Origin of the sequence: Streptomyces sp. NBC_01525 (assembly GCF_045040405.1) — a bacterium.
In the GTDB taxonomy this organism is placed as follows: Bacteria; Actinomycetota; Actinomycetes; order Streptomycetales; family Streptomycetaceae; genus Streptomyces; species Streptomyces benahoarensis.
In genome coordinates, this window is sequence record NZ_CP109397.1 from 4,464,653 (window position 1) to 4,486,386 (window position 21,734).

General features: G+C 73.6%; 21 protein-coding genes and 1 pseudogene. 10 read left to right on the top strand and 12 right to left on the bottom strand.

From position 1 onward, the window contains the following. Nucleotides 1-66: 66 nt before the first annotated feature. The 4 genes from OG422_RS20105 to OG422_RS20120 form a co-directional block, all read right to left on the bottom strand. Nucleotides 67-678, bottom strand: a complete 612-nt coding sequence (locus OG422_RS20105; RefSeq protein ID WP_143941596.1) for a nucleoside triphosphate pyrophosphatase — start codon at nt 676-678, stop codon at nt 67-69. A 142-nt stretch (nt 679-820) separates the two neighbouring features. Then, nucleotides 821-949, bottom strand: coding sequence for a morphogenic membrane protein MmpB (gene mmpB, locus OG422_RS20110; protein ID WP_285229390.1), 129 nt, complete (start codon nt 947-949; stop codon nt 821-823). A 146-nt stretch (nt 950-1,095) separates the two neighbouring features. After that, nucleotides 1,096-1,302, bottom strand: a complete 207-nt coding sequence (locus tag OG422_RS20115; protein ID WP_143941597.1) for an acyl-CoA carboxylase subunit epsilon — start codon at nt 1,300-1,302, stop codon at nt 1,096-1,098. 25 nt (nt 1,303-1,327) lie between these two features. Next, nucleotides 1,328-2,917 (bottom strand): acyl-CoA carboxylase subunit beta, encoded by a 1,590-nt coding sequence (locus OG422_RS20120; RefSeq protein WP_405744034.1) that lies wholly within the window; start codon nt 2,915-2,917, stop codon nt 1,328-1,330. Nucleotides 2,918-3,047: 130 nt separating this feature from the next. Here OG422_RS20120 and OG422_RS20125 point away from each other — a divergent pair, with 130 nt between their 5' ends. The 5 genes from OG422_RS20125 to hutH all read left to right on the top strand — a co-directional run bounded on the left by OG422_RS20125 (nt 3,048) and on the right by hutH (nt 9,679). Then, nucleotides 3,048-3,983, top strand: coding sequence for a biotin--[acetyl-CoA-carboxylase] ligase (locus OG422_RS20125; protein WP_405744036.1), 936 nt, complete (start codon nt 3,048-3,050; stop codon nt 3,981-3,983). A gap of 185 nt (nt 3,984-4,168) precedes the next feature. Next, entirely contained in the window at nt 4,169-5,437 is a 1,269-nt protein-coding gene (locus OG422_RS20130; RefSeq protein WP_405744038.1) for an adenylate/guanylate cyclase domain-containing protein, read from the top strand. 185 nt (nt 5,438-5,622) lie between these two features. Next, on the top strand, nt 5,623-6,411 hold the full coding sequence (locus OG422_RS20135) for an enoyl-CoA hydratase/isomerase family protein (protein WP_405744040.1): 789 nt from the start codon (nt 5,623-5,625) through the stop codon (nt 6,409-6,411). Nucleotides 6,412-6,672: 261 nt separating this feature from the next. After that, on the top strand, nt 6,673-7,869 hold the full coding sequence (locus OG422_RS20140; RefSeq protein WP_405747920.1) for a GGDEF domain-containing protein: 1,197 nt from the start codon (nt 6,673-6,675) through the stop codon (nt 7,867-7,869). 271 nt (nt 7,870-8,140) lie between these two features. Then, nucleotides 8,141-9,679, top strand: a complete 1,539-nt coding sequence (hutH, locus tag OG422_RS20145) for a histidine ammonia-lyase (protein WP_405747922.1) — start codon at nt 8,141-8,143, stop codon at nt 9,677-9,679. Nucleotides 9,680-9,769: 90 nt separating this feature from the next. Here the strand turns inward: hutH and OG422_RS20150 are convergent, their stop codons facing one another. Then, the gene (locus OG422_RS20150) at nt 9,770-10,135 is read right to left on the bottom strand and encodes an LAETG motif-containing sortase-dependent surface protein (protein ID WP_405744042.1); all 366 of its coding nucleotides are present in this window, start codon (nt 10,133-10,135) and stop codon (nt 9,770-9,772) included. Between the two features lie 107 nt (nt 10,136-10,242). Between OG422_RS20150 and OG422_RS20155 the strand changes: the two genes are divergently transcribed. The 3 genes from OG422_RS20155 (at nt 10,243) to OG422_RS20165 (ending at nt 13,657) form a co-directional block, all read left to right on the top strand. After that, a complete protein-coding gene (locus OG422_RS20155) occupies nt 10,243-10,590 on the top strand; it encodes a hypothetical protein (RefSeq protein ID WP_405744044.1) in 348 nt (115 codons plus the stop codon). A 342-nt stretch (nt 10,591-10,932) separates the two neighbouring features. Further along, on the top strand, nt 10,933-12,234 hold the full coding sequence (locus OG422_RS20160) for an Ig-like domain-containing protein (protein ID WP_405744046.1): 1,302 nt from the start codon (nt 10,933-10,935) through the stop codon (nt 12,232-12,234). A gap of 97 nt (nt 12,235-12,331) precedes the next feature. Continuing rightward, entirely contained in the window at nt 12,332-13,657 is a 1,326-nt protein-coding gene (locus tag OG422_RS20165) for a DUF2786 domain-containing protein (protein ID WP_405744048.1), read from the top strand. 70 nt (nt 13,658-13,727) lie between these two features. Here the strand turns inward: OG422_RS20165 and OG422_RS20170 are convergent, their stop codons facing one another. After that, on the bottom strand, nt 13,728-14,477 hold the full coding sequence (locus OG422_RS20170; protein ID WP_405744050.1) for a maleylpyruvate isomerase family mycothiol-dependent enzyme: 750 nt from the start codon (nt 14,475-14,477) through the stop codon (nt 13,728-13,730). A gap of 110 nt (nt 14,478-14,587) precedes the next feature. Further along, nucleotides 14,588-14,899, bottom strand: coding sequence for a hypothetical protein (locus OG422_RS20175; protein ID WP_405748087.1), 312 nt, complete (start codon nt 14,897-14,899; stop codon nt 14,588-14,590). On the opposite strand from OG422_RS20175, the pseudogene OG422_RS20180 reads away from it, so the two are divergent. Continuing rightward, nucleotides 14,855-15,073: pseudogene (locus OG422_RS20180) on the top strand (XRE family transcriptional regulator); the annotation flags it as partial. The gene OG422_RS20175 and the pseudogene OG422_RS20180 overlap by 45 nt on opposite strands. Nucleotides 15,074-15,133: 60 nt before the next feature. Here the strand turns inward: OG422_RS20180 and OG422_RS20185 are convergent. The 4 genes from OG422_RS20185 to OG422_RS20200 form a co-directional block, all read right to left on the bottom strand. Then, complete coding sequence (locus OG422_RS20185) at nt 15,134-16,675, bottom strand: DnaJ C-terminal domain-containing protein (RefSeq protein WP_405744052.1); 1,542 nt, start codon at nt 16,673-16,675, stop codon at nt 15,134-15,136. Between the two features lie 16 nt (nt 16,676-16,691). Next, nucleotides 16,692-17,126, bottom strand: coding sequence for a hypothetical protein (locus tag OG422_RS20190; protein ID WP_251076788.1), 435 nt, complete (start codon nt 17,124-17,126; stop codon nt 16,692-16,694). Nucleotides 17,127-17,410: 284 nt separating this feature from the next. Next, entirely contained in the window at nt 17,411-18,082 is a 672-nt protein-coding gene (gene msrA, locus OG422_RS20195) for a peptide-methionine (S)-S-oxide reductase MsrA (RefSeq protein WP_405744054.1), read from the bottom strand. A gap of 328 nt (nt 18,083-18,410) precedes the next feature. Further along, complete coding sequence (locus tag OG422_RS20200; RefSeq protein WP_405744056.1) at nt 18,411-19,550, bottom strand: hypothetical protein; 1,140 nt, start codon at nt 19,548-19,550, stop codon at nt 18,411-18,413. 138 nt (nt 19,551-19,688) lie between these two features. On the opposite strand from OG422_RS20200, the gene OG422_RS20205 reads away from it, so the two are divergent. Continuing rightward, complete coding sequence (locus OG422_RS20205) at nt 19,689-20,849, top strand: cystathionine gamma-synthase (RefSeq protein ID WP_143943349.1); 1,161 nt, start codon at nt 19,689-19,691, stop codon at nt 20,847-20,849. Nucleotides 20,850-20,978: 129 nt separating this feature from the next. Here the strand turns inward: OG422_RS20205 and OG422_RS20210 are convergent, their stop codons facing one another. Continuing rightward, nucleotides 20,979-21,479: a MarR family winged helix-turn-helix transcriptional regulator gene (locus OG422_RS20210; protein WP_405744058.1), complete on the bottom strand. Its 501-nt coding sequence runs from the start codon at nt 21,477-21,479 to the stop codon at nt 20,979-20,981. Between the last annotated feature and the right edge of the window lie 255 nt (nt 21,480-21,734).

The following is a 21,734-nucleotide window of genomic DNA, read 5'->3' on the forward strand; positions in this document are numbered from 1 at the left end:
CGGAGCCGCGGGTCGCCCGCCCTGGGTACGGGCCGCCGCCCTCCTACGCCCTACGCCCCATCCGCCTCACGCCCACAGATCCGTGAGGCGGATGTCCAGCTCGGCCAGGAGGCGGCGGAGCAGGGGGAGGGAGAGGCCGATGACGTTGCCCGGATCGCCGTCGATGCCGTCGATGAACGGTGCCGAGCGGCCGTCGAGGGTGAAGGCACCGGCGACGTGGAGCGGTTCGCCGCTGGCGACGTAGGCGGCGATCTCGGCGTCGTCGGGCTCGCCGAAGCGGACCGTGGTCGAGGCGGTGGCGGAGGTGCGGCGGCCGTTGGCGGTGTCGATGACGCAGTGGCCGGTGCGCAGCACGCCGGAGCGGCCGCGCATCGCCTTCCAGCGGGCGGTGGCGTCCTCGGCGTCGGCGGGCTTGCCCAGCGCCCGGCCGTCCAGCTCCAGGACCGAGTCGCAACCTATGACGAGCGCTCCGGCGGCCTCCGGGCGGGCGGCGACCGTGGTGGCCTTGGCCTCGGCCAGGATGCGGGCCAGCTCGCCGGGGGTGGGCGCGGTGAGCGCGTCCTCGTCGACCCCGCTGACGATCACCTCGGGGGCCAGCCCGGCCTGCCGGAGCAGGCCCAGGCGCGCGGGCGACTGGGAGGCGAGGACGAGACGGCGGGGGCGGGGCTCTTCGGTCATGCCCGCCATCGTACGGAGCGCCGGAGAGGCGCGGCGGGGCCTGTGGACAACCGCCCGGTCCGGGCGGTGGAACCACCCGCGGTCCGGTGCGCGTCCTCGGTGGTGGAGCGGTCCCGAGCCCGGCGGCGGGAACGATTACACGTCAACGCCCGGCCAACAACACGATGGTGAGCATCGAGGCGACCGCCATCACGACACCCATCCGACGGAGCCGCTTCTGCGCATGGCGCAGCTCCTCGGGAGGCTCGTCGGGCGGATCGGACCACAGCATGGTTCCGATCCTGCGCCCGTCACGTCGCGGGCGCCTGAGTACGCGTACTCAGGCGCCCTGGCGCACGGAACGCCCGCCCCCGGATGACCGGGGCAAACGCGGCGTGTGCGACGTACCTCACATACCGCCGGAGCGGCGGAACCGGGTCAGCGCGGCCAGTAGCTGGTGCGCCAGGCGCGCGGCCCCGGGTGCGGGGTCCGGCGGGCCGGGACGCGCGCCGCCGGATCGGACCACTCCGAGACCGGCGTCGTGTCCGGCTCGGCGCCGGTGGCCGCGGCGGCGCGGACCTGCACCACCGCGAGCGCGGCGGCCAGCTCCTCGGGCGTGGGGTTGCCCCGTACGACCTTGATCATGGTCTCCGACCTCCTACGACGCGGGCTACAGCGGGATGTTGCCGTGCTTCTTCGGGGGCAGCGCCTCGCGCTTGTTGCGCAGGGCGCGCAGCCCGCGGACGATGTGGTGCCGCGTCTCCGACGGCATGATCACCGCGTCGACATAGCCACGCTCGGCCGCCACATACGGGTTGAGCAGCGCGTCCTCGTACTCCTGGATCAGCTCCTGGCGGCGGGTGTCCTGCGCCCCCGGATCCTCGATGGCGGCGAGGGCGCGGCGGTGCAGGACGTTGACCGCGCCCTGGGCGCCCATGACCGCGATCTGCGCGGTCGGCCAGGCGAGGTTGAGGTCCGCGCCCAGGTGCTTGGAGCCCATGACGTCGTACGCGCCGCCGAACGCCTTGCGGGTGATCACGGTGATCAGCGGGACCGTCGCCTCCGCGTACGCGTAGATCAGCTTGGCGCCGCGGCGGATGATGCCGTCCCACTCCTGGTCCGTGCCGGGCAGGAAGCCCGGCACGTCCACGAAGGTCAGGACGGGGATGTTGTACGCGTCGCAGGTCCGCACGAAGCGGGCGGCCTTCTCGGACGCCTTGATGTCGAGGGTGCCCGCGTACTGCATCGGCTGGTTGGCGACGATGCCCACCGAGTGGCCCTCGACGCGGCCGTAGCCGGTGAGGATGTTCGGCGCGTACAGCGACTGGACCTCCAGGAACTCCCCGTCGTCCAGGATGTGCTCGATCGCGGTGACCATGTCGTACGGCTGGTTCGCCGAGTCAGGGATCAGCGTGTCCAGTTCGCGGTCGTGGTCCGACGTCTCCAGGTCCGCCTCCTCGGGGAAGGCGGGCGGCTCGGAGAGGTTGTTGGACGGCAGGTACGACAGCAGCGCCTTGACGTAGTCGATGGCGTCCTTCTCGTCGGACGCCATGTGGTGCGCGACGCCGGAGGTGGCGTTGTGGGTGCGGGCGCCGCCCAGCTCCTCGAAGCCGACGTCCTCACCGGTGACGGTCTTGATGACGTCGGGTCCGGTGATGAACATGTGCGACGTCTGGTCCACCATCACCGTGAAGTCGGTGATCGCGGGGGAGTAGACCGCGCCGCCCGCGCACGGGCCGACGACCAGCGAGATCTGCGGGATCACGCCGGAAGCATGCGTGTTACGGCGGAAGATCTCGCCGTACATGCCGAGCGAGACCACGCCCTCCTGGATGCGCGCGCCACCGGAGTCGTTGATGCCGATGACCGGGCAGCCGTTCTTCAGCGCGAAGTCCATCACCTTGACGATCTTCTCGCCGAAGACGCCGCCGAGCGCCCCGCCGAAGACCGTGAAGTCCTGCGAGAACACCGCGACCGGGCGGCCGTCGACCGTGCCGTAGCCGGTGACCACGCCGTCGCCGTACGGGCGGGTCTTCTCCAGCCCGAAATTGGTCGACCGGTGCCGGGCGAACTCGTCGAGCTCGACGAACGAGCCCTCGTCGAGGAGCAGGCCGATGCGCTCACGCGCGGTCAATTTGCCCTTCGCGTGCTGCTTTTCCACCGCGCGGGCGGAACCGGCGTGCGTGGCTTCGTCGATCCGCCGCTGCAAATCCGCCAGTTTGCCCGCGGTGGTGGTCAGGTGTGCTTCCGGCTCGGACATCGGGATGCGGCTCCTGCTCGTCCTGGACTGGTGCGCGTACGGGGGGACGTACGGCCTTGCTACCGCTTCGTAGCGTATCGGCGGGGGTGCTCAGCGGCACTGCGTCGTTGACCACACCTAGGCTGGTTCCATGACACCTCAACCGCCGGAAAACCAGGACAAAGACGGCCGCTCGCCGGAGCCCGGGGACGGCCCTGGCACGCCGGGCGCCAGCGGTGGCGGCCGCTGGAGCGATCTGGAGCGGCCGCCGCTCGATGTCCGGGCGCTCCGGCGGGCCCTGCTGCGCCCCGGCTCCCTGTGGACCGCGCTCGACGTCGTCGATGCCACCGGCTCCACCAACACCGACCTCGCGCTGCGGGCCGCCGCCGGCGCGCCCGAGGGCACCGTGCTCGTCGCCGAGGAGCAGACCGCCGCCCGCGGCCGCCTGGACCGCCGCTGGAGCGCGCCGCCCCGCTCCGGCATCTTCGTCTCCGTGGTGCTGACCCCCCGCGTCCCCCAGGAGCGCTGGGGCTGGCTGCCGCTGCTCGCCGGGGTCGCCACCGCCACCGCGCTCTCCCGAGCGGCGGGCGTGGACACCGCACTCAAGTGGCCCAACGACGTCCTGCTGACCGTGGGCGGCGCCGAGCGGAAGGCGGGGGGCATCCTCGCCGAGCGCGCCGGGGACGGCGTCGTCCTCGGCATGGGCCTCAACGTGTCGCTGCGCGAGGACGAGCTGCCGGTGCCCACCGCCACCTCCCTCGCCCTGGCCGGTGCGCACACCCTCGACCGCGACACCCTGCTGCGGGCCGTGCTGCGCTCCCTGGAGACCTGGTACGCCGCCTGGCAGGACGCGGACGGCGACCCCGTGGCGAGTGGGGTGCGGGAGGCGTATGTCGCGGGCTGCGCCACCCTGGGCCGCGCGGTCCGCGCCGAACTTCCCGGGGGCCGGGCGGTCCGCGGTGAGGCGGTGGCCCTCGACGGCGACGGGCGGCTGATCCTCGCGACCGGGGACGGCGTGCAGCAGCCGGTGGGCGCCGGTGACATCGTCCACCTGCGGCCGGACACGGACGGCGGCGGCTACAGCTGACCGGCCGCGTACGGCGTGCCGGTGGCCGAAACGCCGAGCGGTGCCCGGTCGGACGGCCCTGACCGGGCACGGGAGAGTGAGCCAGAGCACACCTGCCGTATCGTTGAGGCGGCCCGCCGGGGAGCGGGCCACCGGCGAGCAGTGATCGGAAGGGCAGTGCGCAGGGAGCGGACAGGGAGCGGGCGGTGACCGCCGGCGACGCGGGCGGCGGACCGCCCGAGAGCGCGGCCACGCCGGACGGGCCCGCCGCGGGCTCCGGCGACGCCGCATCCGGTGACGGCCCCGGTGAGCGGGGTCCCGGCGGCGCGGCGGCCCCCGCGGCCACGGACGAGCCCCCGCCCGGGGCGCCCTCCGGCGCGGCATCCGGGGCGCAGGGCGCCACGCCCGCCGACCCCGACGACACCATCGCCATCCGCCTGGAACAGCTGATCCTCGGCGCCGACCGCCGCTACACGCCGTTCCAGGCGGCCCGCAGCGCCGGGGTCTCGATGGATCTGGCGGCCCGGTTCTGGCGCGCCATGGGCTTCGCCGACATCGGGCAGGTCAAGGCGCTCACCGAGGCCGATGTGCTGGCGCTGCGGCGGCTGGCGGGTCTGGTCGAGGCCGGGCTGCTGAGCGAGGCGATGGCCGTTCAGGTGGCGCGCTCCACGGGCCAGACCACCGCCCGGCTCGCCGACTGGCAGATCGACTCCTTCCTGGAGGGCCTCACCGAGCCCCAGGACTCCGGCATGACCCGTACGGAGATCACGTACCCGCTGGTCGAACTCCTCCTGCCGGAGCTGGAGGAGTTCCTGGTGTACGTCTGGCGGCGCCAGCTGGCCGCCGCCACCGGGCGGGTCGTGCGCGCGCAGGACGACGACGAGATGGTCGACCGGCGGCTCGCCGTCGGCTTCGCCGACCTGGTGGGCTTCACCCGGCTGACCCGGCGGCTGGAGGAGGAGGAATTGGGCGAGCTGGTCGAGGCGTTCGAGACCACCTGCTCCGACCTGGTCGCCGCCCACGGCGGTCGGTTGATCAAGACGCTCGGCGACGAGGTGCTGTTCTCCGCCGACGACGCCGGGGTCGCCGCCGAGATCGGGCTGCGGCTCATCGAGACCATGACGCACGACGAGACCATGCCGGAGCTGCGCGTCGGCATCGCCTTCGGCACCGTCACGACGCGGATGGGCGATGTGTTCGGCACGACCGTCAACCTCGCCAGCCGCCTGACGTCGATAGCGCCGAAGGATGCCCTCTTCGTGGACCAGGCGTTCGCGGAGGAGCTGGGCCGCACCGGCGACGCCCCGGTCTCCGAGGCGGCCGCCGCGGCCGCGGAGAAGGCCGCGGCGGAGGCGGCGGCGAGCGGTCTGACGCCGGAGCTGCCGACGTACCGCTTCGCGCTCCAGCCGATGTACCAGCGGCCGGTGCGTGGTCTGGGCGTCGTCGAGCCCTGGCAGCTGACCCGGCGCGGGTGAGGCGCCGCGCCCGGGGCGGCCGCCGCGGTGGCGTTCCCCGGGGCGGCGTTCTGGGGGCGGTGTTCCCCAGGGCGGCCCCGGGCGGCCGTGAGTCCCGGTCGGGCCGGTCGGCCCTGTTCCCGCACGCCCTGACCTGACATGATCCCGGCGGAACCGAATCAACGGTCGTTAACCGGGAGGGTCGTATGCAGCGGTTCGGCGAATGGGTCCGCGTGGAGCGGCACGGCTACGTGGCGGAGCTGGTCATGGACCGGCCCGAGGCGATGAACGCGGTCTCGACGGCGATGGCCGACGCGCTGGCTCAGGCGTGCGCGTCCCTCGCCGCCGACGCCGCCGTACGGGCGGTCGTCCTCACCTCCACCCATGAGCGGGCGTTCTGCGTCGGCGCCGACCTCAAGGAGCGCAACTCCTTCACCGACGCGGACCTGCTGCGGCAGCGCCCGCGCACCCGCGCCGCCTACACCGGCGTCCTGGAACTGCCGCAGCCCACCGTCGCCGCGGTGCACGGTTACGCGCTCGGCGGCGGCTTCGAGCTGGCGCTGGCCTGCGATCTGATCGTGGCGGACGGCAGCGCGGTGGTCGGGCTGCCCGAGGTGTCGGTGGGTGTCATCCCCGGTGGCGGCGGGACGCAGCTGCTGCCGCGCCGGGTGGGGGCGGCGCGCGCCGCCGAACTCGTCTTCACCGCCCGCCGGGTACGCGCCGAGGAGGCCGTACGGCTGGGGCTGGTCGATCAGCTCGCGGCGGACGGCGCGGACCGGGCGGAGGCGCTGGAGCTGGCCGCGCGGATCGCACGGAACTCGCCGGTGGGGCTGCGCGCCGCGAAGCGGGCGATGCGGCTGGGTCACGGTCTCGATCTGCGGGCCGGTCTGGAGGTCGAGGACGCCGCCTGGCGCAGCGTGGCCTTCTCGGGGGACCGCGCCGAGGGCGTCGCGGCGTTCAACGAGAAGCGGGACCCGGACTGGCCCGGGGAGTGAGGCGCGGCGCCAGGGCGCGGCGGCGCGCGGGGGCGCCCGTCCCGCCGGTCCGCGCCCCGTCCGCCCCTCCGTCCCCGCGGGCGGCGTAGATCACCGTGGGTGAGGATGACGTCCCCGTGTGGGAGTCGCGCGTAAGGGGCGAAACGGGTTAAACATTCCTACGCTGTAGTACAGAGTGTGCTCACGGTGACGGAATGTGAGGGCCCGGTGACGGACGAGGGCGATGCGAGGCTGCGGGCTGTGGTGGAGCTGGCGCAGGCGATGGCGGCGGCGCGCACACCACGCGAATCCGCGCATGCCGCGGCGCAGGGCGTACGGCTGGCCCTGGGCGGCTCCTTCGCCGCGATCTCGAAGTGGGAACGCGAACGGGGAAAGCTGCGGGTGCTGGTCAACGTCGGTGAACTCGCCGACGGCGAGCAGGAGTTCCCGGAGGACGAGTCGTATCCGGTGCACGAGTTCCCGGAGATCGTCGGCCTCCCGCACGAGCGGCGGACTCCCGGCGGCGGGCCCGACGCATGGGTGGAGCGCGCCGACGGGCCCTGCGCGACGAGCGGTGCGCCGCTCTCCGGGGTGCCCGCGGCGGCCCGCCCTCCGGACGCGCCGCTGTCCGCCCCCGCGCAGGTGACGGCCGTCACCCCGGAGGCCGGCGGGCGCACCGGGAGCGCCAACCGGCGGCGGGTGGCCGCGCTGCGCCGCCGCGGCCGGGGCTGCTGCGTGGTGGCGCCGCTGGTGCTGCGCGGGCGTGCGTGGGGCGAGCTGTATGTGGCGCGGGCGGCGGGGGAGCCGGTGTTCGGGGCGGCGGACGCGGAGTTCGCGACGGTGCTGGCCGCCGTGACGGCCGCCGGGATCGCGCAGACCGAGCGGCTGGCGGAGGCCCGGCGGCTGGCCTTCACCGACGCGCTGACCGGGCTCGCCAACCGCCGCGCCGTCGACATGCGGCTGGACGAGGCGCTGGAGGTGCACCGCCGGGAGGCGGTCGTGGTCAGCCTGGTGGTCTGCGACCTCAACGGCCTCAAGCAGGTCAACGATTCGCGCGGCCACGCGGTCGGTGACCGCCTGCTGGAACGATTCGGCTCGGTCCTCTCGCTCTGCGGCGCGCGGCTGCCCGGCACCCTCGCCGCCCGGCTCGGCGGCGACGAGTTCTGCCTCCTCGCGGTCGGTCCGCCCTCCGATGGCGTGGTCGAGGTGGCCGCCGAACTCTGCGTGAAGGCGGCGGAGTTGGGGCTCGGGGACGGCGTCGCGGTCGGCGTTGCCTCGACCGGCGACCCGATCGGCCCGGTGCGCACCGCCCGGCGCCTCTTCCGTCTCGCCGACGCCGCGCAGTACCGGGCGAAGGCCGCCCGCGCCCGGGAGCCGGTGGTGGCCGGCCGGCACGGCGGTCCCGACGATCCCGTCGTACGCCTCGCGGACACTCCGGAGCGGCGGCCGGGGACGGAGCGCAGGCGGTTCCGGCGGTGAGGGCGGTACGGGGCGGGGAGCTTCGGGTGCGGGCGGGGATGCGGCTCGGCCTCGGGGGCGGCCGACCCCGGACCGCGGCCCTGCCCGGCGGCGATCCGGCCCCGGACGGCGCAGGCCGAGGCGGCGGACCGGCCCCGGACGGCGCAAGGCGCAGGCACCGGTTCGGCCCCCGGAACGGCCGGGCCGCAGGTGACGTGTGGGGCCCAGGAGCCGTGCGGGAACAGGGTAGTGACATCCCGGAATTCACTCTCTACTGTTCGTGAATATGGAGATGCACACTGTGGTGCTCGGGACGTCCGGCGCGACCGCCGAGGATGTCCTCGCCGTGGCCCGCGGCGACGCCCGGGTCGCGCTCTCCGAGGACGCCCTCGCGGCCGTCGCCGCCTCCCGCGCCGTCATCGACGACCTCGCGGCCAGGCCCGACCCCGTCTACGGCGTCTCCACCGGCTTCGGCGCCCTCGCCGTCCGCCACATCAGCCCCGGGCTGCGCGCCCGGCTCCAGCGCAACATCGTCCGCTCGCACGCCGCCGGGATGGGCCCGCACGTCGAGCGCGAGGTGGTCCGCGCCCTGATGTTCCTGCGCCTGAAGACCCTCGCCTCGGGCCACACCGGCGTCCGCCCCGTCGTCGTCGAGACCATGGCCGCGCTGCTCAACGCCGGGATCACCCCCGTCGTCCACGAATACGGCTCGCTCGGCTGCTCCGGCGACCTCGCGCCGCTGTCGCACTGCGCCCTGACGCTGATGGGCGAGGGCGACGCCGAAGGCCCCGACGGCACCGTGGTGCCCGCCGCCGATCTTCTCGCCGCGCACGGCATCGCCCCCGTCGAACTGCGCGAGAAGGAGGGCCTGGCGCTCCTCAACGGCACCGACGGCATGCTCGGCATGCTGGTCATGGCCTGCGCCGACCTCGCCCGGCTGTACACCTGCGCCGACATCACCGCCGCGCTCTCCTTGGAGGCGCTGCTCGGCACCGACAAGGTCCTCGCGCCCGAACTGCACGCCATCCGGCCGCACCCCGGCCAGGCGGTGGCCGCCGCCAACATGCGCAAGATCCTTGCCGGTTCGGGCCTCACCGGCCACCACCAGGACGACGCGCCGCGCGTCCAGGACGCCTACTCGATCCGCTGCGCCCCGCAGGTCGCGGGCGCCGGCCGGGACACCCTCGACCACGCCCGGCTGGTCGCCGACCGCGAGTTGGCCGCGGCCGTCGACAACCCGGTGGTGCTCTCCGACGGCCGCGTCGAGTCCAACGGCAACTTCCACGGCGCGCCCGTCGCGTACGTCCTGGACTTCCTCGCCGTCGCCGCCGCCGACCTCGGCTCCATCGCCGAGCGCCGCACCGACCGGCTCCTGGACAAGAACCGCTCGCACGGCCTGCCCGCCTTCCTCGCCGACGACCCGGGCGTCGACTCCGGCCTGATGATCGCCCAGTACACACAGGCGGCGCTGGTGAGCGAGATGAAGCGGCTCGCGGCGCCCGCCTCCGTCGACTCCATCCCGTCCTCCGCCATGCAGGAGGACCACGTCTCCATGGGCTGGTCGGCGGCGCGCAAGCTGCGTACCGCCGTCGACGACCTCGCCCGGATCCTCGCCGTCGAGCTGTACGCGGCGGCCCGCGCGGTGGAGCTGCGGGACGGTGCCCGCCTGTCGCCCGCCACCCGCGCCGTGGTGGCCGCGGCCCGCGAGGCCGGGGTCGCGGGCCCCGGCGGTGACCGCTTCCTCGCGCCCGACCTGGAGCGCGCCTACGCGTTCGTCCGCTCCGGCGCGCTGATCACCGCCGCGGAGACGGTCACCGGCCCGCTGGCCTGAGAGGCCGGGACGTACATATGACTACGGCGGCCGACCCCAGGGGCGGCCGCCGCTCCCGTATGCGTGACGAGGACCTGGCGTGACGAGGACCTACAGTGCACCGTCGTGGCCGCGCCGTACGGAGTAGCTGACCAGTCCGGCGCCGAGGGCCAGGCAGGCGGCGCCGCCGATGACGTACGGGGTGGTGTCCGGGGAACCGGTCTCGGCGAGGGAGCGGGCGGACGCGCTGTCGGTCCGCGGCACCAAGGCGCCCTGGGCGGCGCCGTTCCGGTCGGCGGAGGTCACCGCATCGGAGCCATGGGTACCGCCGTCCGAGACGGTGGCGGCGGTGGTCCGCGCGCCGGTGGCCGGGTCGCCGGGGGCGCCGATGATCGCATGCGCGGACGGGACGAACCACAGGGCGATCAGCACCGACCCCGCGGCTGCGGCGGTCAGCAGTGGTCGGCGTGCGGTCACAGGACAATCCCCCTTGCAGGTCCGGCGAATTGGCCGCTGACCTCAGATGTTAGTGACCGCCGCGGGTCGCGGGGAAGTCGGGCCCCGGAGTGCTTACCCTCCGTCCCATGAGCAATGGCGAGACATCACGGTTTGTACGGCTTCATATCGAACTGGTCATGGAGGTCATCGACCCCGGTCTGCTGACCGCCGCGGCGCTCGACCACGTCGCCACCGACCCCTCCCTCCCGGACAGCGGACGCCACCAGGCCCAGGAGGCGGTACGCGAGGACCCGGCGGAGGCGCTGGCCCACCTCGTCGACCCGTCCGACCTGGTCACCGCCGTCCCCGGCACGACCCTCGCGCAGGCGTCCTGGAGCTGCGAGGAGCGGACCGACTACGACCCGGACGCGGCGTGGGACGCCGATGAGTGGGATCTGGCGAGCGGTGGCGTCCCCGTCGAGGAGGAGGTCTGATCCGGCCCCGTCGTCACGGAGCGTGACCTCTGCCCGTGCGCCCCTCCGGGAGCCCCCGCGCCCCCGCCCCGGCGCCCCACGGCCCTCGTACGGCACCTGTCGTACGAGGGTCGATTTCTGTCCCGTACGAGGGGGGAAGTGGACCCCGTACGGGCCCGGAATCGCGGGCCTGCGGCGGGTTCGGGCCGTGATCCACGGCATCTCCGGGGCGTGTGCCCGCATTGCGTGTCGTTGCCCACACTTTGTCCGGATGCGGCGCGAACCACGGGAAAAATGGCGTTTCCTGGATGTCGGCCGGGGAGGCTGCCCCCGGTCTGCTGCTCGGGGATTCCTATCGGATCAATGGAGAAGCGTGTGATGACGGACAGCAAGCGCCGCAAGGGCTTCATAGCCACCGCCGCGCTGGCCGGGGGCCTGGTCGTGCTCTCGGCGTGCGGCAGTGCGAGCGGCGTGGGCGGCGGCGACAGCCACGCGCGCAGCGGTTCCACCCGCGCGCACGAGAGGTCCCTGCAGGTCGACGAGGCCGCGGCGCAGGACGCCTCACACGCCAAGATCAAGATCGCCCCCAAGGACGGTTCGTCCACCGCGGGCATCAGCAAGGACGCGAAGGTCACCGTCAAGAGCGGCAAGCTCACCTCAGTCACCATGACCGCCGTCGAGTCCAAGAAGACCGTCGACGGCACGCTCTCCGCCGACGGCTCGTCCTGGAAGCCGTCGCAGGACCTCGCCCGCGCGACGAAGTACAAGATCACCGCGCACGCCGTGGACTCCGAGGGCCGCACGGCGGTCGAGAACTCCACCTTCACCACCGTCTCCCCGGCGAACAGCTTCATCGGCAACTTCACGCCCGAGGACGGCTCCACCGTCGGCGTCGGCATGCCGGTCTCGATCCACTTCGACAAGCCGGTCAAGGACAAGAAGGCCGTCGAGTCCGCGATCACCGTCGCCGCCAGCAGCAACCAGAAGGTCGTCGGCCACTGGTTCGACAACACCCGCCTGGACTTCCGCCCCCAGGAGTACTGGAAGGCGAACTCCGAGATCACCGTGAAGCTCGCCCTCGACGGTGTACAGGCGTCGCCCGGCGTGCAGGGCGTCCAGAACAAGACCGTCCACTTCCACGTCGGCCGCTCCCAGGTCTCCACCGTCGACGCGAAGACGCACCTCATGACGGTGGTGCGCGACGGCAAGACCCTCAAGACCATCCCGATCTCGGCCGGGAGCCAGGACCACCCGACCTACAACGGCCGGATGGTCATCTCCGAGAAGTACGAGCAGACCCGGATGGACGGCTCCACCGTCGGCTTCACCAACAACGACGGCAAGGGCGAGTACGACATCCCCGACGTCCCGCACGCCATGCGCCTGTCGACCTCCGGCACCTTCATCCACGGCAACTACTGGGGCAAGGGCATCTTCGGCAACGTCAACACCAGCCACGGCTGCATCGGCCTGGCGGACGCCAAGGGCGCCGGCGACCCGTCCACGGACGGCGCGTGGTTCTTCACCCACTCGCTGATCGGCGACGTCGTCACCGTCGTCAACTCCCCGGACCACACGATCCAGCCGGACAACGGTCTCAACGGGTGGAACATGGGCTGGCAGCAGTGGGTGGCGGGCAGCGCGCTGGGCGGGTCGGCGTCCTGACGCCGACGGCGCCAGGCGCGGTGCGCCGCGCCTGGCACCGGCCCGCCCTCGTCCCCTCCGCACCGCGGCCGGGCGAGCCGCTCCGTACAGTGACCGGATGAGCGAACGTACGGACAACGGCCGGGACCGACACGGGGGCGGCGGCCGTGCCGAGGGGCGCCCCGGCGGGCGGCACGGCAACGCCGACGCCCTGCTCGGCGAGATCCTCGGCACCGTCCGCTACGCCGCCGACGGCGAGCCCACCGAGGATGCGGCCGAGGTCGGCGCCTCCCGGCTCGCCGCCGCCCCCGAGGGCTGGGAAGCGGTCTCCGCCGCCGTCGTCCGCGCCGCCACCGACGCCGTACGCCGCTGCTGGGCGGGCGGCTGGGAACCCGCCGACCTGGAACGCATCGTCCGCCGCGACGCCGCCGACCCCACGCAGGTCGGGCTCGTCGTGGACGCCATCGCCGCCGACGCCCGCTGCGGCACCCGCCCGCCGTCCGCCACCGCCCGCCGGGACGCCCAGCTGCGCCGGCTCGGCGCCGAGGTCTGGTGGCCGTCCGACGCCGGCTACCTCGACGCGCTCGCCGCCCGCCGCCGCACCACCCGCTTCGAGACGGCGTACACCGTCCTCCTGGCGCTGCGTACCCTCGCCCGGCTGCCGCGCCTCACCCCGCTCCCGGCCGCACCGCCACCCGCCGCCCGCGCCGCGTCCCCCGGCGCCTCCCGCGCCCTCGGCCGGATCCGCGGCCTGCTGGCCAAGGCCGAGGCGACCGACTACGCCGAGGAGGCCGAGGCGCTGTCGGCCAAGGCCCAGGAGCTGATGGCCCGTCACAGCATCGACGAGGCCCTGCTGGCCGGGGCCGACGCGACCGCGGGCGGCGGCCCCGGCGCGATCCGCATCGGCATCGAGGGCCCGTACGAACAGGCCAAGGCCCTCCTCCTCGACGCCGTCGCCACTGCCAACCGCTGCCAGGCCGTCTGGTCGTCCGACGCCGCCTTCTCCACCCTCGTCGGCTACGAACCCGACCTGGAGGCAACGGAGTTGCTCTACACCTCACTCCTCCTCCAGGCCACCACCGCCATGCACCGCGCCGCCGACGCCCACCACACCCGCGGCCGCGCCCGGCGCACCCGCGACTTCCGCCAGACCTTCCTCGTCGCCTACGCCGACCGCGTCCGCACCCGCCTGACCGCCGCGACCGAGGCGGCAACGGCCGAGGCGGCGACCGCCGGGGATGCGGGCGTGGGCACCGCCGGGGGCGCCGGGGCGGGCACCGGCGGCCTCCTCCCCGTCCTCGCCGCCCGCGCCCTGGCCGTCGAGGAAACCACCGGCACCCTCTTCCCCGACACCGCCCCCGTCCGCCTCCGCGGCCTGAACGACGCGGACGGCTGGCACCAGGGGAGGGCGGCGGCTGATCGGGCGCGGTTGGGGCAGGGGTGAGGGGGCGCCGCGCGGGGGCGGGGGGCGGCGGCGCGGAACCCCGCCCGCAGTGAGTTTCCCGGACCGGGAGTCAGCCCAGGTCGGGCCAGCTCAGGAGGTTCTCCAGGGTGGTGCGATCCCCCTCGCTCCGCAGGCTGTCCAGGGGGAGGCGGCCGTGCAGCGTGAGCAACAGGTCGCTCGCCGATCCGTACAGATCGGCGGCGGTGTCCTGGCGGCCGTCGATGACGTCTGAGCCCGACGCCGTCAGATCGATCAGCCACGACTCGCCCTCGGCGGCGTGCAGACCGACCCGGGCGGGCTCATGCGGCCAAGGCCCGGCGGTGCCGTGGCTGACGCCGAAGAACTCGGCGATGCCGTCGAGTGCGACAACCGCAGGTACGGGCCGGGGAGTTCCGGTGGCCGTTTGGGCGTCGAAGGCATGGACAGCGGCCTCCCGGACCTGATGCCGGGCCACGGCACCGCTCGTCGTCGGCACGTCGGACTCACCCCACCAGGTCCAGCAGCTCACCGCGGGTCCAGCGGCGCGCAGGGCCGCGACCAGCTCCCCGGTGGCCGCGGCCGAACGGGCCAGCAGGCCGGCTGTCAGCGCGTCGTCGGCCGGTGCGACGGTCGGGGGCTTTCCGCTGGGGCCGTTCGTGACCGCCGCCGCCCAGAACCGGTGCACCTTCGTCAGGTGCGCGACGAGGTCGCGGAGCGACCAGTCGGGGCAGCTGGGGACGCGGACATCCAGATCGGGGCAGCCCGCGACGCTGTCACGCAGGGCGGCAGAGCGGTCCTGGAACAAGGCGAGCAGGTCGTCGAAGGCAGGCGTCTGAGGCATCCCCGCTTCGTATCACCCGGCACTGACAGTGGACCCAGCCCTTTACGGGCGTTCCTTCGGGGCAGGCGTACAGGACGGCGGTGCACCCGTCCGGAGCTGTGCATTCCGCCTCATTCCCCCGTCCACCCGCCAGGCGAACCGAAAGCCGGAAAGGGCGGCGGCACCGCGAACCGGGCCGCCTGCTGCCGCCGGTAGCACTCCACGAGGCGCAGACTCTCGTCATACCCCTTCCGTATGAGGCGAGGAGCCAGCGCGGCACCCACCAGGCTCGCCGCCCCCACCAGGCAGAACACCACACAGAGGGTCGCCAACTCTCGTACGGTCAACGCCAGTACGGCGAACCCGGCGGCGACGCCGACGAGCGTGAGCGCAATCCGGGCGTCGAGGCGCGGTTCTCCGCCGCCGCGGACGCCATGAACCATGTGTCGCTGTCCGTCTTCCGCTTCGACGGCGACGCGTTGGTCACACCCCACCTGGCACTGCTGGTGGGCCATGATTCGCCGCTGCTGCACTTCCGTCGCCAGGGGGACGGGGGAATGTTCGACCGCTTCGCCGAGCATGCGGAGGAGCTGTGGGGGCGGGGCCGGCCCGTGTGACCGGGGCGTCCTGGGCGTCCCGGCGGGGTGCGGTCGATGCGACAGCCCACGTAGGCGCGGTCAGCCGGACACCTCGATGTGGATCAGGATGTCCCCCCGGCCGCCGGCGCGGAGATGGGTGGCGCCGAGCCCGGCGAGCCGCAGGGTCTGGCCATGGCGGGTGCCCCGGGGGATACGGACCGTCTTCGTGCCGTCGAGCGTGTCCAACCGCACCGTGTCGCCCGTGGTCGCCGCGGCCTGAGGGATGGTCAAGGTGCAATGCAGGTCGTCCCCCACGCGCTCGAAGACCGGGTGCGGCAGCTCCACAAGCTCTAGGTAGAGATCCCCGGGCTCGCCGCCGCCGGGGCCCACCTCTCCCTCGCTGGCGAACTGTATCCGGGTCCCGTGATCGACGCCCGCCGGAATCTTGACCGTGAGCGTGCGGCGGGCGGGCACCCGGCCGTTGCCGTCGCACTGGTGGCAGGGAGGCGCGACGCTGCCCCGGCCCCGACACGTGGGGCAGGCACGCGCATCGGCGCTTCCGCCGGGAGCGCCGTGCCGGGTCTCCGCCTTCTCGCCGCGGCCCTGGCACGCTTCGCAGCGCGGCGCCACCGCGGCCCAGCCCGGCCCCGAGCAGCTTGAACACACCACCGCCGTATCAATGGTGAGTTCCTTCACCGTGCCCAGCGCCGTCTCCTCCACAGTGATTTCCTGCTGGACCAGGGAGTCCTGGCCGCGCATGACAGGTGTGTAGGGCAGGGGGGCCTTCGCAGCCCCGGAGAGCTCACCGGTGGTCTTCTCGCTCAGGTCTGCCGTCTCTTGCGGCGGCGGGCCCGGGGACGGGGCGCCCGGACCGCCTCGGACCGGTTCTCCCACCGCCCGGGCGATGGTGACGTGGTACTCCAGGTCCGCCCACATCCGCGGGTGCTGCTTCGCCCCGTCCCGGTGCAGGGACTCATACACATAGTCGTACAGCTCGGTGACGGTGATCCGGCCGTCCCCGTTCAGGTCGGCCGCGCCCGTGCGCAGGCCCTCGATCAGCGCACCCGTGAAACGGGACGGCTGAGGGGCCGCCGACTCGATGCTCTTCCCTTCCCAGGCGTACTCGGTCCGGTTGGTCGCGGTCAGTACGGCCCGGCCGTGACCGCCGAGTTCGTCGCGGACGTGGATCCGGCCGTCGCCCTTCGCACCGGGCAGGAAGGCTCCGCTGTAGCAGCAGTCGAGGAGGACGACGATCGTGCGGGCCCGGCAGCGGTCCATACGGTCGCGGAGGAAGGCGGCCGGGATCGCCGTGGACGCGGGCAGGTCGCGGTCCGTGTCGCGAGCGGCGAAGTAGAGGTGGCCGTCGTCGTCCTTGATGCCATGGCACGACACATGGAGGAGGAGTAGGTCGTCGCGGCTCCGGTTCAGGAAGAAGCGTTCGACGGCGCGCATCGCTCGATGGGCCGGCGCATCCCTCACCTGCTCGGCGCGGAAGGCACCGATGCGCGGGTCGGTGAGGACGTCGGCGAGGCCCGCGCAGTCCTGCTCCGGTGAGCGGAGCGTGCTGAGGGTGCGGTCGTCGTACGTGCCCGTCGCGATGAGGAGGGCGTGCCTGCGGCCTGGCCCCATGGAATCGGTCATGGAGAGCCTGCTCCGGCTACTCCTGGGCGGCGGGGGGTTCTCCGCCGCCTTGCGTGGAGGGCGCATCGGCCGTGGTCTGGATCTCCGTCGCCAAGAACGCCTCGACCAACCGCTGTTGCTGTTCCGGGGACGCATGGCCCAGCTCCAGCACGCGGCCGTCCACGTCGACCTTGACCGTGCGGACGGGGCGGCTTTGCATCCAGGTCTCCACCAGGCGCAGTACGGGCCGCAGCACCGTTGGCGCGAGCCCCACCGCGAGGGTACCGACCGCCATGAGCTCGCCGGTCTTGGCGCCCTCAGGCATGCCCTCGTCGGACCGGGCGGTCCGTACGTCGTCGACGTCGAGTTCGAGGATCCGGCGCCTCAGCTGCGCGGTGAGCTGGGCCAGTTCCTCCTGGTCCACGTCGGTCTCACCGGACACCACCAGGCTCATCCGGCTGGTTGCTGCCATCTCGTCCCCCGTTCGCCTGAGGCTTCCGGTCCAGGCGACGGAGATCAGGATCCGCCCCTTCGGGCGCTACCCGTCAACTCGCCTGCGTTCGGCCTCAGTTCGATGCGATTCTTCTTGAAGAGTAGCTCCTGACCACGCAGTGGGCCGGTATCGGTTCCGGTCGGGGCTGCTCTCCGGTTCGAAGGCGCTGACGAGCCGTCGTCGGGATCGCGGCCCGGGGAGACAAGCAGACGCGTCCCGCGAGCCGCGCCCGTTCCCCGGGCGGTAAACCCCGCGCTTGGGGTTCAGCCGTCGAACTCGGTCACCCCCACCGGGCAGCTCACCCCCGTCCCCCCGATCCCGCAGTACCCGTCAGGGTTTTTACTGCTTGAAAGATACTGCTGGTGGTACCCCTCGGCCGGGTAGAACGGGAGGTCGGTGGCGGGCAGGATTTCGGTGGTGATGGAGCCGTAGCCGCGGGAGCGCAGGACCTGGGTGTAGGCGTCGCGGGAGGCTTCGGCGGCCTGGTGCTGGGCGGGGGAGTGGGTGTAGAGGGCGGAGCGGTACTGGGTGCCGACGTCGTTGCCCTGGCGGAAGCCCTGGGTCGGGTTGTGGGACTCCCAGAAGAGCTTCAGGAGTGCGGTGTACGGGACGACGGTGGGGTCGTAGACGACGCGGACGGCCTCGGTGTGGCCGGTGTGGCCGCTGCAGACCTCTTCGTAGGTGGGGTTCGGGGTGTGGCCGCCCTGGTAGCCGACGAGGGTCGTGTGGACACCCTCGGTCTGCCAGAACTTCCGCTCGGCGCCCCAGAAGCAGCCGAGGCCGAAGTCGGCGATCTCGGTGCCCTCCGGGTACGGGCCGAGCAGGGAGGTGCCGAGAACGGTGTGCCGGGCGGGGACGGTGAAGTCCCGCTCCGGGCGGCCCTTGAGGGCTTCCTCGGGGGTCGGGAGGTGGTTCTTGAAGCGGGAGAAGAGCATCGCGATCAGGCTCCGGGGACGACGGCGGTGGTGGCAGGCGGCCGCCTGCCGTGGGGACGATGGCGTCAGCTGCAACGCCGGGCGGGGCGGTGACATTCCGGCGGAGGCCCCCCACCGGTGACCCGGTCACGTTCGGGGTGGCGGCCACCCACGGGGAGCCCCGCCGTGTCCCGCACCGGAGCCACAGGCCGTGGAAGGCCCCCGACGCGCCCAGAGCGCAGCGTCGAAGCCCCCTGGCCCCCGGAGCGACCGCTTCCGCCCGGCCCGCGCCGCACCATCCCACCGGAGGGACCGCTCACCCCGAGGCCCGCACCGCCCCGGCCGCCCCTCACTCCGGCCGTATGCCGCCCGTCGCCGTCCCCCCGCTGCGCTCCCATCCCGCGACCGCCAGCGCGCGATAGGCCGCGTACTCCGCCGCCGGGCTGTGACCGTACGACCATGGGACGGCGCCGACGTGGCCGTCGACCTCGCGCAGCTGCTCAAGGGCCTCGCCGTACCGTTCGGCGCGGACGAGGAACCAGATCAGGAGGTGGCGGACGTGCGGGGCCATGGGGTGGTCCGCCGGGGCCTCGCGGAGGGCGTAGTGGGCGCCCTCGATGGCCCGCTCGATGACCGCGCTCCGGTAGAGGCCGCGGACCATGTTGGCCTCGGGGAGGTGTTCGTAGACGGCGAAGAGGGGCAGCGCCGGGAGGAGGGTGCCCGTCGGTGCGCCGGAGGCGGCGCGCTCGGCGAATGCCTCCGCCTCCTCGCGCGAGCCGTGCCACTTCTGCGACCAGTAGGGGAGCGCCGCGAGGTGCGCGCCCATGTGGTGCGGTGCGCGGCGGGCCACCTTCTCCCACAGCTCGGCGTAGTCGGCGGGGCGGTCGTGCAGCCCTCGGGCGACGGCCAGCTCGATGACGTACGGGACCGGGCTGCCCGGGGCCAGCAGGGCCGCCTCGCCGCAGACCGTCCGGGCCTCCTCCAGGATCATCCGGAAGTCCTCCGAACCCGGGTCGCGCAGCGCCTGGAGGACGAGGAACTGGGCGTGCGTCTGCGCGCCCCCGGCGTCCTTGGGCGCCTCCAGCCGCCAGCGCCGCAGCCACACCCCGCCGCTGCGCGGCGCACCGGATGCGGCGTCCGGATCGTCCCGCTCCCGGGCCAGGTCGAAGGCGGCGGCCCCGGCCAGCGTCTGGACGCGCTGCCAGCGCCGCTCGTCGTCCTCGGGGGTGGCCCGCAGCAGCGCCGCCGCCGGGCGCCAGTCGTGGGTGCGCCGGATCTCCGCGAGGGCGTGCTCCAGCTCCTCGTCGGGGCCCGGCAGGCGGACGTCGAGTGCGTCGAGCGGGACGAAGCCGTAGCCCGCCACCGGGTCGGAGACCTGCGGCGGGCCCTGCAGCCGGAACTGCTGCGCGGCCCGGCGGCGCCGCAGCCAGGGCAGGAGGACGACACCGCCGAACGCGGCGGCGGCGAAGAGTACGAGCAGAGCGTCCATGAGGCGTGTCCCGGTCGGAGGCAGGTGGGGCGGAGCGGCGGGACGCGCGGTGTGTGCACGTCCTGCTCTATCCACTCCCCAGCGAACCAGAAAGTTCCGGGGGATCGGCCCGCCCGGAGGCGACTACCCTCGCTGTCCATGAGCGAACAGCGCGACCAGCGCCATCAGCACTTCGAAACCCTCGCCATCCACGCAGGTCAGGAGCCCGACGAGGCGACCGGCGCGGTGGTGACGCCCATCTACCAGGTGTCCACCTACAAGCAGGACGGGGTCGGTGGGCTGCGCGGCGGCTACGAGTACAGCCGCAGCGCCAACCCGACCCGTACCGCCCTGGAGGAGAACCTCGCCGCCCTCGACGGCGGCCGCCGCGGACTGGCCTTCGCCTCCGGCCTCGCCGCCGAGGACTGCCTGCTGCGGACGCTGCTGACCCCCGGCGACCACGTCGTCATCCCCAATGATGCCTACGGCGGCACCTTCCGGCTGTTCGCCAAGGTCGCGGAGCGCTGGGGTGTGGAATGGTCCGTCGCCGACACCTCCGACCCGGAGGCGGTGCGCGCCGAGCTGCGTCCCCGTACGAAGGCGATCTGGGTGGAGACGCCCAGCAACCCGCTGCTCGGCATCAGCGACATCGCGGCGCTCGCGGGTATCGCCCGGGAGGCCGGGGCCCGCCTCGTCGTCGACAACACCTTCGCCAGCCCGTATCTCCAGCAGCCGCTGGCGCTCGGCGCGGACGTCGTCGTCTACTCCACGACCAAGTACATGGGCGGCCACTCCGACGTGGTCGGCGGCGCCCTCGTGGTGGGCGACGACGCCCTCGGGGAGGAGCTGGCCTACCACCAGAACGCGATGGGCGCGGTGGCCGGCCCGTTCGACGCGTGGCTGGTGATGCGCGGCATCAAGACCCTCGCCATCCGGATGGACCGGCACAGTGCCAACGCCACCCGGGTGGCGGAGCTGCTGACCGCGCACCCCAAGGTGACGCAGGTCTACTACCCGGGGCTGCCGCAGCACCCGGGGCACGAGGTCGCCGCCAAGCAGATGCGGTCCTTCGGCGGCATGGTGTCGTTCCGCGTCGCCGGGGGCGAGCAGGCCGCGGTCGACGTCTGCGACCGCGCGAAGCTGTTCACCCTCGGGGAGTCCCTGGGCGGCGTGGAGTCGCTCATCGAGCACCCGGGCCGGATGACGCACGCCTCGACGGCCGGTTCCGCGCTGGAGGTCCCCGCCGACCTGGTCCGTCTCTCCGTCGGCATCGAGTCGATCGACGACCTGCTCGCCGACCTCACCCAGGCGCTGGGCTGAGCACCCGGTGCGGTGCGGTCACGGCTGCACCGCACCCCGGGGCGGGCGGTCTCCCGTAAGGGGAGGCCGTAGGGGCTCCGCACCCGGGGCGCATCGGTTTCGGCGCGCCCCGGGCAGGCCCCAGTCGGCTCAGGAGGCCGCGCCCGCCGGGGGCATCGTCGCGGTGATGGCGGCGAGGGAGATGTTGAAACGGGTCAACAGCGCGCAGAAGACGGCGCGTTCCTCCTCCGTCCACTCATCGGTGACCATCTCCATCAGCGCGCGGCGCGAGGCCCGTACCTCGCCGAGGCGGGTGCGGCCCCGTTCGGAGAGCTGAAGGACGACCGCCCGGCCGTCCTCGGGGTGCGTGGCGCGGTTGACCAGCCCGGACTCGACCAGCGGCGCGACCTGCCGGGTGACGGTCGAGGAGTCGATCCCCATCCCGGCGGCGAGCGCCTTGACGCCCATCGGGCCTTCCTGGTCCAGGCGGTTGAGCAGCAGATACGCGGCGCGGTCCATGGAGTTGCGCGCCTGGCCGACCCCGCCGAGGCGGCTCTGTTCGGCGCGGCGGGCGAACACGGCCACTTGGTGCTGCAGCGCGTCCAGAACGGCGGGATCGGTGGGGGTCGTCATGTCCGAAGAGGTGGGCATGGCCGGGTGCTCGCTTCATGGGGGGCTTAGGGACCGGGTGACAAGGTTACGCGGAAGTGGCCGGAGCCCGTCCGCCGAAGGCCCGGCGGCCCGTGCCCGGCCCGACCCGTAAGGGCGTGCGGCCACTCACCGGGCGCCCCTGACGTACGCCCCGACGCCCACCCTGACGTACGCCCCGACGCGGGCCCCGGCAGCCCTGACGTACGCCTTCGTACGAGGCCCGGCGGTTCGCTGCACCCGAAGGTGAGGCCGCTG

Excerpts from the sequence above, each read along its gene's own strand:
- OG422_RS20105 (WP_143941596.1), bottom strand. The coding sequence starts at position 678 with ATGACCGAAGAGCCCCGCCCCCGCCGTCTCGTCCTCGCCTCCCAGTCG.
- mmpB (WP_285229390.1), bottom strand. The coding sequence starts at position 949 with ATGCTGTGGTCCGATCCGCCCGACGAGCCTCCCGAGGAGCTGCGCCAT.
- OG422_RS20115 (WP_143941597.1), bottom strand. The coding sequence starts at position 1,302 with ATGATCAAGGTCGTACGGGGCAACCCCACGCCCGAGGAGCTGGCCGCC.
- OG422_RS20120 (WP_405744034.1), bottom strand. The coding sequence starts at position 2,917 with ATGTCCGAGCCGGAAGCACACCTGACCACCACCGCGGGCAAACTGGCG.
- OG422_RS20125 (WP_405744036.1), top strand. The coding sequence starts at position 3,048 with ATGACACCTCAACCGCCGGAAAACCAGGACAAAGACGGCCGCTCGCCG.
- OG422_RS20135 (WP_405744040.1), top strand. The coding sequence starts at position 5,623 with ATGCAGCGGTTCGGCGAATGGGTCCGCGTGGAGCGGCACGGCTACGTG.
- OG422_RS20140 (WP_405747920.1), top strand. The coding sequence starts at position 6,673 with ATGGCGGCGGCGCGCACACCACGCGAATCCGCGCATGCCGCGGCGCAG.
- hutH (WP_405747922.1), top strand. The coding sequence starts at position 8,141 with ATGCACACTGTGGTGCTCGGGACGTCCGGCGCGACCGCCGAGGATGTC.
- OG422_RS20155 (WP_405744044.1), top strand. The coding sequence starts at position 10,243 with ATGAGCAATGGCGAGACATCACGGTTTGTACGGCTTCATATCGAACTG.
- OG422_RS20160 (WP_405744046.1), top strand. The coding sequence starts at position 10,933 with ATGGAGAAGCGTGTGATGACGGACAGCAAGCGCCGCAAGGGCTTCATA.
- OG422_RS20165 (WP_405744048.1), top strand. The coding sequence starts at position 12,332 with ATGAGCGAACGTACGGACAACGGCCGGGACCGACACGGGGGCGGCGGC.
- OG422_RS20170 (WP_405744050.1), bottom strand. The coding sequence starts at position 14,477 with ATGCCTCAGACGCCTGCCTTCGACGACCTGCTCGCCTTGTTCCAGGAC.
- OG422_RS20175 (WP_405748087.1), bottom strand. The coding sequence starts at position 14,899 with ATGGTTCATGGCGTCCGCGGCGGCGGAGAACCGCGCCTCGACGCCCGG.
- OG422_RS20185 (WP_405744052.1), bottom strand. The coding sequence starts at position 16,675 with ATGACCGATTCCATGGGGCCAGGCCGCAGGCACGCCCTCCTCATCGCG.
- OG422_RS20190 (WP_251076788.1), bottom strand. The coding sequence starts at position 17,126 with ATGGCAGCAACCAGCCGGATGAGCCTGGTGGTGTCCGGTGAGACCGAC.
- msrA (WP_405744054.1), bottom strand. The coding sequence starts at position 18,082 with ATGCTCTTCTCCCGCTTCAAGAACCACCTCCCGACCCCCGAGGAAGCC.
- OG422_RS20200 (WP_405744056.1), bottom strand. The coding sequence starts at position 19,550 with ATGGACGCTCTGCTCGTACTCTTCGCCGCCGCCGCGTTCGGCGGTGTC.
- OG422_RS20205 (WP_143943349.1), top strand. The coding sequence starts at position 19,689 with ATGAGCGAACAGCGCGACCAGCGCCATCAGCACTTCGAAACCCTCGCC.
- OG422_RS20210 (WP_405744058.1), bottom strand. The coding sequence starts at position 21,479 with ATGCCCACCTCTTCGGACATGACGACCCCCACCGATCCCGCCGTTCTG.